Source organism: Segatella sinensis (assembly GCF_040095255.1).
In the GTDB taxonomy this organism is placed as follows: Bacteria; Bacteroidota; Bacteroidia; order Bacteroidales; family Bacteroidaceae; genus Prevotella; species Prevotella sinensis.
The window spans coordinates 37,821-49,430 of sequence record NZ_JBBNGE010000026.1; the positions used below are offsets into that span (position 1 = coordinate 37,821).

The 11,610-nt window shown below is 48.8% G+C and carries 7 protein-coding genes and 1 pseudogene; all 8 read left to right on the forward strand.

What is annotated here, in order from left to right:
* The first annotated feature begins 68 nt into the window (after positions 1–68).
* Complete coding sequence (gene araA, locus AAAT87_RS08750) at positions 69–1,610, forward strand: L-arabinose isomerase (protein WP_117663352.1); 1,542 nt, start codon at positions 69–71, stop codon at positions 1,608–1,610.
* 20 nt (positions 1,611–1,630) lie between these two features.
* A complete protein-coding gene (locus AAAT87_RS08755) occupies positions 1,631–3,223 on the forward strand; it encodes an FGGY-family carbohydrate kinase (RefSeq protein ID WP_153096875.1) in 1,593 nt (530 codons plus the stop codon).
* A 103-nt stretch (positions 3,224–3,326) separates the two neighbouring features.
* On the forward strand, positions 3,327–4,901 hold the full coding sequence (locus AAAT87_RS08760) for an alpha-N-arabinofuranosidase (protein WP_295024893.1): 1,575 nt from the start codon (positions 3,327–3,329) through the stop codon (positions 4,899–4,901).
* A gap of 152 nt (positions 4,902–5,053) precedes the next feature.
* A complete protein-coding gene (locus AAAT87_RS08765) occupies positions 5,054–7,075 on the forward strand; it encodes a transketolase family protein (RefSeq protein ID WP_295024900.1) in 2,022 nt (673 codons plus the stop codon).
* A 157-nt stretch (positions 7,076–7,232) separates the two neighbouring features.
* Positions 7,233–7,676 (forward strand): RpiB/LacA/LacB family sugar-phosphate isomerase, encoded by a 444-nt coding sequence (locus tag AAAT87_RS08770; protein ID WP_295024891.1) that lies wholly within the window; start codon positions 7,233–7,235, stop codon positions 7,674–7,676.
* A gap of 173 nt (positions 7,677–7,849) precedes the next feature.
* A complete protein-coding gene (locus tag AAAT87_RS08775) occupies positions 7,850–8,722 on the forward strand; it encodes a nucleoside phosphorylase (RefSeq protein WP_349226214.1) in 873 nt (290 codons plus the stop codon).
* Between the two features lie 12 nt (positions 8,723–8,734).
* Positions 8,735–10,150, forward strand: coding sequence for a tRNA uridine-5-carboxymethylaminomethyl(34) synthesis GTPase MnmE (gene mnmE / locus AAAT87_RS08780; RefSeq protein WP_349226215.1), 1,416 nt, complete (start codon positions 8,735–8,737; stop codon positions 10,148–10,150).
* A 1,275-nt stretch (positions 10,151–11,425) separates the two neighbouring features.
* Positions 11,426–11,610, forward strand: a pseudogene (locus AAAT87_RS08785) (DNA-binding protein); the annotation flags it as partial.

Below are 11,610 nucleotides of genomic sequence, written 5' to 3' on the forward strand. Positions count from 1 at the left end.
GAGATTGATGCTGACAGAAGAATAAAAAAGATTTTCAATAACACAATATTTAAAAACAACAAACAATCATGATTAAAGCATTTGAGAATTTAGAAGTATGGTTTGTAACTGGTGCACAGCTTCTTTACGGAGGCGAGACAGTTAAGATAGTAGATGGTCACTCAAAGGACATGGTAGATGGTCTGAACAACAGTGGCATCATTCCAATCAAGGTAGTTTACAAGGGCACAGCTAACTCTTCTGCAGAGGTAGAGGCTGTAATGAAGGCTGCCAACAACGACGCTAAGTGCGTAGGTATCATCACATGGATGCACACCTTCTCACCAGCTAAGATGTGGATCAAGGGCTTGCAGGCTCTCGAGAAGCCTCTCCTCCACTTCCACACTCAGTATAACGCAGAACTCCCTTGGGATTCTATCGACATGGACTTCATGAACCTCAACCAGTCTGCTCACGGTGACATCGAGTTCGGCCACATCTGCACCCGCATGCGCATCCCTAGAAAGGTAGTTGTAGGCTACTGGAAGAGCGAAGAGGCTCAGAAGCAGATTGCTACATGGGCTCGCGTAGCTGCAGGTGTTGCTGATGCTCACAACGTACGCTGCTTGATGTTCGGTATGAACATGAACAATGTAGCCGTTACTGATGGCGACCGCGTAGAGTTCGAGCAGCGCATGGGTTACCACGTAGATTACTACCCAGTATCTTCACTTATGGAGTACTTCAAGAAGGTAACAGATGCTGAGGCTGATGCTCTCGTTGAGGAGTACAAGAAGGAATATACTATCAAGATTGATGAGTCTGGCGAGGAAGTTTACTGGGAGAAGGTGAAGAACGCTGCTAAGGCTGAGATCGCTCTCCGCCGCGTATTGAAGGATGAGAACGCAGTAGCATTCACAACCAACTTCGATGACCTCGGCGATGCAGACATCGACGATCCTAACTTCTGCGGTTTCGACCAGATTCCTGGTTTGGCTTCACAGCGCCTGATGGCAGAGGGTTATGGTTTCGGTGCAGAGGGTGACTGGAAGACAGCTTGCCTCTACCGCACACTCTGGGTAATGAACCAGGGCTTGGAGAAGGGGTGCTCATTCCTCGAGGACTACACTCTCAACTTCGCTGCCGACCGCACATCTAGCCTCCAGAGCCACATGCTCGAGGTTTGCCCATTGATCGCAACAGACAAGCCAAAGCTTGAGGTTCACTTCCTCGGTATCGGTATCCGCAAGCAGCAGACAGCTCGCCTCGTATTCACATCTAAGACAGGTAAGGGTGTAAAGGCAACTGTAGTTGACCTCGGCAACCGTTTCCGTCTCATCGCAAGTGAGGTAGAGTGCATCGAGCCAAAGGCAATGCCAAAGCTCCCTGTAGCTTCTGCTCTCTGGGTTCCACAGCCAACCTTCGAGATTGGTGCAGGTGCTTGGATCCTCGCTGGTGGTACTCACCACAGTGCATTCTCTTACGACATCACTGCTGAGTACTGGGAGGACTTCTGCGAGATCCTGGGTATTGAGTTCGTCAACATCGACAAGAACACAACTATCAGCAGCTTCAAGCAGCAGCTCCGCAACAACGAGATTTATTATATGCTCAACAAGGCATTGAGATAATTTTTAATGTATTATAAGAAATGAGCGCAAAAACTATTATAGAATCAGGTAAGGCCATTCTCGGTATCGAGTTTGGCTCTACCCGAATCAAGGCTGTCTTGATTGACACCGACAACAACCCTATCGCACAGGGTAGCTTTGAGTGGGAAAACCAGTTGGTTGATGGCTTGTGGACTTACAGCATCGACACCATCTGGAAAGGTTTGCAGGATTGCTACGCTGACCTCCGCAAGAACGTGAAGGCTGAGTACGATTGCGAAATCAAGCAGTTGGCTGCCATCGGTATTTCTGCTATGATGCACGGCTACATGGCTTTCGGCAAGGATGAGAACATCCTCGTTCCTTTCCGCACCTGGCGTAACACCAACACAGCCCAGGCAGCAGCCGAGCTTTCAGAGCTCTTCCACTTCAACATCCCATTGCGTTGGAGCATCTCTCACGTTTACCAGGCTATCCTCAACGGCGAGGAACACATCAATAAGATTGACTTCCTCACCACGCTCGCCGGTTACATCCACTGGCAGCTCACTGGCAAGAAGGTTCTGGGCGTAGGCGACGCATCAGGTATGCTCCCTATCGATTCCAACACCAACAACTACGATGCTGAGATGGTGGCTAAGTTCGACAAGCTCATCGAGCCTAAGAACCTGGGCTGGAAGATTCTCGACATCCTCCCAGAGGTTTTGAACGCAGGTGAAGATGCAGGTGTTCTTACCGAGGAAGGAGCGAAGAAGCTCGACCCATCTGGCACACTCCAGGCTGGTACTCCTCTCTGTCCTCCAGAGGGTGATGCTGGTACGGGCATGGTGGCTACCAACGCTGTTCGCCAGCGCACTGGTAACGTAAGTGCAGGTACTTCATCTTTCTCTATGATTGTGTTGGAGAAAGCCTTGAGCAAACCTTACGAAGTCATTGATATGGTGACAACTCCAGACGGCAGTCCTGTTGCTATGGTTCACTGCAACAACTGTACTTCCGACCTCAACGCATGGGTAGGACTGTTCAAGCAGTACCAGGAGTTGCTCGGCGTTCCTGTAGATATGAACGAGGTATTCGGCAAACTCTACAACCACGCTCTCGAAGGCGATGCAGACTGCGGCGGACTGATTGCTTACAACTACATCTCCGGTGAGCCTGTAACAGGTCTTGCTGAGGGTCGTCCAATGTTCGTACGTTCTGCCAACGACCACTTCAACCTCGCCAACTTCATGCGCGCCAACCTCTACGCTTCAGTAGCCGTATTGAAGATTGGTAACGATGTATTGTTCAAGGACGAGAAGGTACAGGTGGACCGCATCACCGGTCATGGCGGTTTGTTCAAGACCAAGGGTGTAGGTCAGCGCATTCTTGCAGCAGCCATCAATTCCCCTATCTCTGTCATGGAGACTGCAGGCGAAGGTGGTGCTTGGGGTATTGCCCTGCTCGCAGGCTATCTCGTAAACAATGCAGAGAAGTTGAGCCTGGCTGATTATCTCGACCAGAAGGTATTTGCCGGCAATACAGGTGTAGAAATCGCACCTACAGCAGAAGACGTAGCTGGATTCGACAAGTACATCGAAACCTACAAGGCTGGTCTTGCCATCGAAAAGGCAGCTGTAGAGAACAAGAACTAACTTTTAAGTGGACTCAGCAACAAAATAGCAATACGTTTGTGGGGGGAATTAGCCTCCACAAACGTATTATTCTAAAAGTCAATAAAAATTTAAACTTATAAGAATGATGAATAAACTCTTTGCAACCACACTCTTATCTACAGCGGTTGCATTCTCAGTTCAGGCTCAGGATGTAACAGGAACTATCCATGCGAACCAGGGAACTCAGAAAATCAACCGTGAAATCTACGGACAGTTTGCTGAGCATCTCGGTAGCTGTATCTATGGTGGACTGTGGGTAGGTCCGGAGTCAAACATTCCTAACACCCAGGGCTACCGCAACGACGTGCTCCAAGCTCTCAAGGACTTGAAAGTGCCTGTTTTAAGATGGCCTGGAGGATGCTTCGCCGACGAATACCACTGGATGGACGGAATCGGTCCGCGTGAGAATCGTCCTAAGATGCAGAACAACAACTGGGGAGGAACCATCGAGGACAACTCCTTCGGAACCCACGAGTTCCTGAATCTCTGCGAGATGCTGGGCTGCGAGCCTTACATCAGCGGTAACGTAGGTTCGGGAACGGTAGAGGAACTGGCTAAATGGGTAGAATACATGACCAGCGACGGCGACACTCCGATGGCAAAGCTCCGCCGAAAGAACGGACGCGACAAGGCATGGAAGGTAAAGTACCTCGGAGTGGGCAACGAGAGCTGGGGATGCGGTGGAAACATGCGCCCAGAGTACTACTCTGACCTCTTCCGCCGTTACTCCGTATATTGCCGCAACTATGATGGCAACGAGCTCTACAAGATTGCATCAGGAGCCAGCGACTACGATTACAACTGGACCAAGGTGCTGATGGACCGTGTAGGTCACCGTGCCAACGGAATCTCCCTACATTATTATACAGTAACCGGATGGGACGGCAGCAAGGGTTCGGCTACCAAGTTCAGCAACGACGACTACTACTGGACCATGGGCAAATGCCTCGGCATTGAAGACGTGATCAAGAAGCACGAAGCCATCATGGACAAGGCTGACCCTAAGAAGCAGATCGGTCTGCTCGTAGATGAATGGGGAACCTGGTGGGATGAGGAACCAGGAACCATCAAGGGTCACCTCTATCAGCAGAACTGCATGCGCGATGCTTTCGTGGCAGCCCTCACACTCAATGTGTTCCACCGTCACGCCGACCGCATCAAGATGGCAAACATCGCCCAGGTGGTAAACGTGCTCCAGTCTATGATCCTCACCGACACCAAGGGCACCGGTCACATGGTTCTCACTCCAACCTACCACGTGTTCAAGATGTACAAGGACTTCCAGGATGCAACCTATCTCCCTATGGACGTGAAGTGCGATTCTATGGATGTTCGTGGCGATGATCACGCCAAGGACGGCAGAAAGATTCCAGTGGTTTCTACATCAGCAGCCAAGAAGGCAGACGGCACCGTAGTGGTTTCACTCGCCAACGTAAGCCTCGACAAGGCTCAGGAGGTAGTGTTCAGCCTCGATGGACTGAAGGCTCCAAAGACAGTGGCAGGTGAGATTCTTACCTGCAAGAAGGTGAGCGATTTCAACGATTTCGAGCACCCGGATGTAGTGAAGCCAGCAACATTCAAGGATGCAAAATTGAAGAAAAACACCTTGAAAGTGAAAATTCCTGCAAAATCTATCATAGTTTTGAAAATAAAATAGTACTTTTGTAGGGTAAATTGCTTACATCATCAGTTTTCTTCTCCGCAAGAGGCTGATAAGCAATCAGTTTCAGCCCTCTTTCGGCCTAAACAGGGAGAGGGCGGAACGTTCAGCAGAAAAACAATAACAATAACATTAAATACAATTGTATGATGAACGACATTAAAGTAATGAATCATGCAGCAGATAATATCCGTATCTTGGCTGCTTCAATGGTAGAAAAGGCAAACTCAGGTCACCCAGGTGGTGCTATGGGTGGTTCTGACTTCATCAACGTGCTCTTCTCTGAGTATCTGGTTTATGATCCAGCTGATCCAACATGGACTGGCCGCGACCGCTTCTTCCTCGACCCAGGTCACATGAGCCCAATGCTCTATGCTGGTTTGGCTTTGCGTGGTTTCTTCTCAATGGAAGACCTCAAGCAGTTCCGCCAGTGGGGTTCTGTAACTCCAGGTCACCCAGAGCTCGACCTTGAGCGTGGTATTGAGAACTCATCTGGTCCTCTCGGTCAGGGTCACGCACTCGCAGCTGGTGCAGCTGTTGCTGAGAAGTTCCTCGAAGCTCGTCTGGGTTCAACCATGATGCAGCACAAGATCTACGCATACATTTCTGATGGTGCTGTAGAGGAAGAAATCTCTCAGGGTGTTGGTCGTATCGCCGGTAACCTCGGTTTGAACAACCTCATCATGTTCTACGATTCCAACGACATCCAGCTCTCTACAGAGTGTGGCGTTGTAATGAACGAGGATACAGAGATGAAGTACAAGTCTTGGGGCTGGAATGTCATCAAGATCAACGGTAACGACGTGGCTCAGATTCGTGAGGCTCTCGATGCTGCCCAGAAGGAGCAGGATCGCCCTACCCTCATCATCGGTAAGACTGTAATGGGTAAGGGTGCTCTCCGCGCAGACGGCACAAGCTACGAGGCTTGCATCAATACTCACGGTGCTCCTCTCGGTGGCGACGCTTACGTCAATACAATCAAGCACCTCGGTGGTGATCCTGAGAATGCATTCGTTATCTTCGACGATGTAAAGGAGATCTACGCTAAGCGTGCTGAGGAGTTGAAGAAGATTGTTGCTGAGCGCAAGGCTGCAGAGGCTGAGTGGCGCAAGGCTAACCCAGAGAAGGCTGCCCAGATGGATGAGTGGTTCAGCGGCAAGGCTCCTAAGGTAGATTGGAGTAAGGTTGAGCAGAAGGCTGGTTCAGCTACTCGTGCTGCTTCTGCTGCTTGTCTCGGTGTTTTGGCAGAGCAGGTTCCTAACATGATCTGTGCATCTGCTGACCTTTCTAACTCAGATAAGACAGATGGTTTCTTGAAGAAGACCAAGAGCATCGTTCGTGGTGATTTCTCAGGTGCTTTCTTCCAGGCAGGTGTTGCTGAGTTGACTATGGCTGATATGTGTATCGGTATGATGCTCCACGGTGGTGTGGTTGCAGCAATGGGTACATTCTTCGTATTCTCTGATTATATGAAGCCAGCTGTTCGTATCGCTGCCCTGATGCAGGTTCCTGTTAAGTTTATCTGGACTCACGATGCATTCCGCGTTGGTGAGGACGGACCTACACACGAGCCAGTTGAGCAGGAGGCACAGATCCGCTTGATGGAGAAGTTGAAGAACCACGCAGGCAAGGACAGCGTTCGCGTATTCCGTCCAGCTGATGCTGACGAGACTACAGTTTGCTGGAAGCTCGCTATGGAGAATGTTGAGACTCCTACAGCGCTCATCTTCTCTCGCCAGGGCATCGCTAAGTTGCCAGAGGGTACAGACTACGAGCAGGCTGCTAAGGGTGCTTACATCGTAGCAGGCAGCGACGAGAATCCAGACGTTATCCTCGTAGCAAGCGGTTCTGAGGTTTCTACATTGGAGGCTGGTTGCGAGGCTTTGCGTGCCGACGGCATCAAGGTTCGCGTGGTAAGTGCTCCATCAGAGGGCTTGTTCCGTGGTCAGAGCAAGGAGTATCAGGAGAGCGTATTGCCAAAGAACGCTAAGATCTTCGGTATGACTGCTGGTCTTCCTGTAACACTCCAGGGTCTCGTAGGTGCCAACGGTAAGGTTTGGGGTATGGAGAGCTTCGGTTTCTCTGCTCCTTACAAGGTGCTCGATGAGAAGCTCGGCTACACAGGCGAGAACGTTTACAAGCAGGTAAAGGCTTTCTTGGCTGAGGCTTAATTAGCATAAACTAAACAGGAGTTGGAAGCTGGAGTTGGAGATTTTGCCGGATGGCAGATTTCCATTTCCGGCATCCGACTCCTTTCACTCTTTTAATATTAACCTTGTGAAGGATAAGGATTTACCCCGGTTTCTTCACTTAAAAATTTAAAGTATTATGGAAGTAAAGACAGTTGGTATTGCTAGCGATCACGCTGGTTTCCCATTGAAGCAGTTCGTATTGGAATATTTGGAGAAGAAGGGTTATCCTGTAAAGGATTACGGTACATACAGCGATGCGAGTGTTGACTATCCTGACTTCGGCCATGCGCTCGGCGAAGGCATTGAGAGCGGCGAGGTTTATCCAGGTATCGGCATTTGCGGCAGTGGCGAGGGAATCGCCATGACTTTGAACAAGCATCAGGGTGTACGTGCCGGTTTGGCATGGTGCAAGGAGATTGCTCATCTCGTTCGTCAGCACAATGACGCCAATGTATTGGTACTTCCAGGACGTTTCATCGACAACAAGACCGCCGAGGCTATCCTCGACGAGTTCTTCGCTACTACCTTCGAGGGTGGCCGTCATGAGCGCCGCGTCAAGAAGATTCCTGTTCAGAAGTAAGGAAGGAGTTAAAAGAATTTTAAGGAGTTAAAGGAGTTAAGGAGTTAAGACGATTGTCATGTAGCTTAAAACTACGCCCAAAAGACAGTTGTCTTAACTCCTTTAACTCCTTAACTCCTTTTAACTCCCCATCTCTTCATATAATAATTTATAACCATCAAAACATAAAGATTATGAGCAAATACTTTGCAGAATCAGAACTCATCATCAATGAGGATGGAAGTTGCTTCCACCTTCATCTGCGTCCAGAGCAGGTGGCGGATAAAGTAATCCTCGTAGGCGACCCAGGCAGAGTAGCTCTCGTAGCATCCCACTTCGAGACCCAGGAGTGCGAGGTGGCAAGCCGCGAATTCCACGCCATCACCGGAACATATAAAGGCAAGAGAATCACCGTGCAGAGCACCGGTATAGGATGCGATAATATTGACATCGTGGTCAACGAGCTGGATGCGCTGAAAAACATCGACTTCACTACTCGCACCGAAAAACCGGAGCACACCACCCTCACCCTCGTGCGCATCGGAACCTGCGGCGGACTGCAGCTCAACTGTCCTGCCGGAACCTTCGTCGCTTCACAGAAGAGCATCGGTTTCGATGGACTCATCAACTTCTATGCCCGCCGCAACGAAATCTGCGACCTTGAGACAGAGGCTGAATTCAAGCGCCAGGTGAAGTGGAACGACCAGATTGGCAATCCATACTGCGTGAACAACGACCCGGAGCTGCTCAATCAGATTGCCGGAGAAGACATGGTTCGCGGAATCACCATCGCCTGCGGCGGATTCTACGGTCCTCAGGGCAGAGAGCTCCGTGCCCCACTTGCCGATTCGGAACTTAATCAGAAGATTGAAGCATTCGAGTATAAAGGCTTGCGCGTCAACAACTTTGAGATGGAGAGTTCAGCCCTGGCTGGTCTTTCTCTCCTCTTAGGCCATAAGGCACTCACCTGCTGTATGGTCATCGCCAATCGCCGTGCCCTCAGTGCCAACACAGGCTATAAGAGCACCATCGACAACTTGATAAAAGTAGTATTAGACAGAATTTAAAGTAAAAGAAAAATGAATCAAGAAGAATGTATCTGCGCCCTGGCAACCCCAGCTGGCGGTGCAATCGGAATCATCCGACTCAGCGGCTCCGACGCCATTACCCTCACCGACAAAATCTTCCAGTCTGCCAACGGCAAATCCCTGGAAGAAGCCAAGCCCTACACCCTGCATTATGGAGAAATCAAGGATAAGGATGGCAACACCATCGATGATGTACTGGTGAGCGTGTTCCGTGCACCCCACAGTTATACAGGCGAGAATTCCACCGAAATTTCCTGTCACGGCAGCCGGTACATTCTTCAGCAGGTACTCCATCGCTTTACGGAGGTAGGATGTCGCCAGGCAGAACCCGGCGAATACACCCGTCGTGCCTATCTCAACGGCAAGATGGACCTCTCTCAGGCAGAGGCAGTAGCCGATCTCATCGCCTCTACCAACAAGGCAACCCACAAGATGGCGCTTAGCCAACTGAAGGGTCACTTCAGTAACGAACTCTCCCTGCTGCGCGAAAAATTATTAAAGATGACTTCGCTCCTGGAGTTGGAGCTGGACTTCAGCGACCACGAGGAACTGGAGTTTGCCGACCGCAGCGATCTCCAGGCACTAGCCGAAGAAATCAATCATAAGATTACCACCCTCGCCCACTCCTTCGAGACCGGCAACGCCCTGAAGCAGGGAGTAGCCGTAGCCATTGTAGGCAAGACGAATGTGGGCAAGAGCACCCTGCTCAACCGTCTGCTCCACGAGGAAAAAGCCATCGTGAGCGACATTCACGGAACCACCCGAGACGTAATCGAAGACACCACCCTCATCGATGGAATCACCTTCCGCTTCATAGATACGGCAGGAATCCGCAAGACGGATGATGTGGTAGAGAACATCGGAATAGAGCGCACCTTCCAGAAGATGGAAGAGGCGAAGATTGTAATCTGGCTATTGGACGAGCAGCCATCGGTCTCAGAAATCGAGGAGATGAAGCAGAAGAACCAGGGCAAGAAGCTGCTGGTGGTATTCAATAAGATGGATAAGCTGGAGGGTGAAAAGCTTGAGTTCGATAAGTTCACTCATTCCTGCGGTTCAGATTCCGGCGAAACAGAATCCACTGAAGCAGAATCCCCACTCTTTATCAGTGCCCGCACGGGCGAGAACGTTTCATCCCTGGAGCAGGCATTGGTAAAAGCCGCTGATATTCCGGAGATTACCGAGAACGACGTCATCATTACGAGTGCCCGCCACTACGAGGCTCTTCTCCGTGCCCAGGATTCCCTCTCCCGAGTATTGGAGTCGATGGAAATGGGAATGAGCGGCGACATCATCGCCGAGGATTTGAAAATGGTATTGGAGGAGCTGGGCGAAATCACCGGCGGCCAGATCAGCAGCCAGGAAACGCTGAACAACATCTTCAAGCATTTCTGCATTGGAAAGTAATAGAAACGAAAATAGGGAACGCAGTGCGTTCCCTATTACTTTTTGTTTTACTCGCCAAACTCCTCGTATGATAATAGAGCGGAAATATTGCTTTCCACTTTTATAATGGCTTGTTTCAGCTGTTCTGTAATCACCGTATATTTTTAAATATTTATGTTTTCCTGCGCACCATGCACAGAATTCGCCCCCAAAAGTTACAAAATAATTGCGAGAAATCGGGCATAATTATATAGATTAACACAAAAAATATGAGAAATTCCTTCAAAAACACGAAAAAAAGGGGATTTTTATAGCTTTTTTCAAACGCTCAAAACATCAATAATTATATTCTACTCAATAGCCGCATATCTTGCATATTTTCAGAATTTTATAAAATATGTTTATATTATCTTTGTTATGAAATATTGCATTATCTGAGCGAAAAAGTGAAAGAGAGAAAAAATTGTTTTTCGCAAAATTATTAGTAGAATTTGGCTCTCGGAGCACTAAAATGTGTCTCCGATGGCATTTTTTACCCCGCAGAAGGGTAAAAATACTGGAGTAAAAGGCAGGTTGGAGGGGCGAAAATGGTTGTTTTCTGGAATTATATTGACGTATTTACAGGATAAGCAACACATAAACAAGATAAGAAAGAGAAGAAATCCACAACTAAAAGGAGTTCTCAAAAATACAAAGAGAAATATTCTTAGATGCAGGAACAATGTCTATCCACTTAATTACCAACACCTTAAACCTTAACAAAAGTTTTTCAAAAAATATAATCGAGAATCAATATCGGGTCATTTTGGGTCAAAGTCATTTCGGGTCATTTTGAAAATGCAATGTCATTTTCAGCCATAGTATAATATAAATATATATTTATATTATACTATGAGTGACTTTGCGCCCCGAAAATGAAAATGACCCGAAATGACTTTGACCCGAAATGACCCAGAAGACGTAAAAAGCTTCTGCCCACCTTCAGAACGAAAGGAAAATGCTGGTGGAAACGAAACGTGCAAATATCACCAATAGCTACATATCTGTATATCAGCCGCTTACACCATTCTTACCATCTTATTTCGATAAAAACTTGATTTCGCCTTCGAAATTTCGTATCTTTGCACCGGCAATCGAAGGAACAGCCTATTGTGCCGAAAACCGGTCATCTATGAAGACCGGGGCGGGGCTTAAATGATGGCAGGCGCCGGTCATCTATTAAGACCCAAAATCAGGCAGAAACGAGGGCTTTCCGGGTAGTTGTGATTCAGTGAACTCTTAAACACAGAACAGAGTATGATTAACTACAGCATCGTAATGCGCAGCGTGAACGCAAACCTCCTTGAGATCAACCAGGCAAAGTCACGTATCAACCAGGCAAAGAAGGACGGCAAGGAGCCGGAGAAGAAGGACACCGACCTGGTGAAGACCGAGAAGCAGAATGCGTTCGCCATCTCGCAGTACACCGATGTGATGACCAT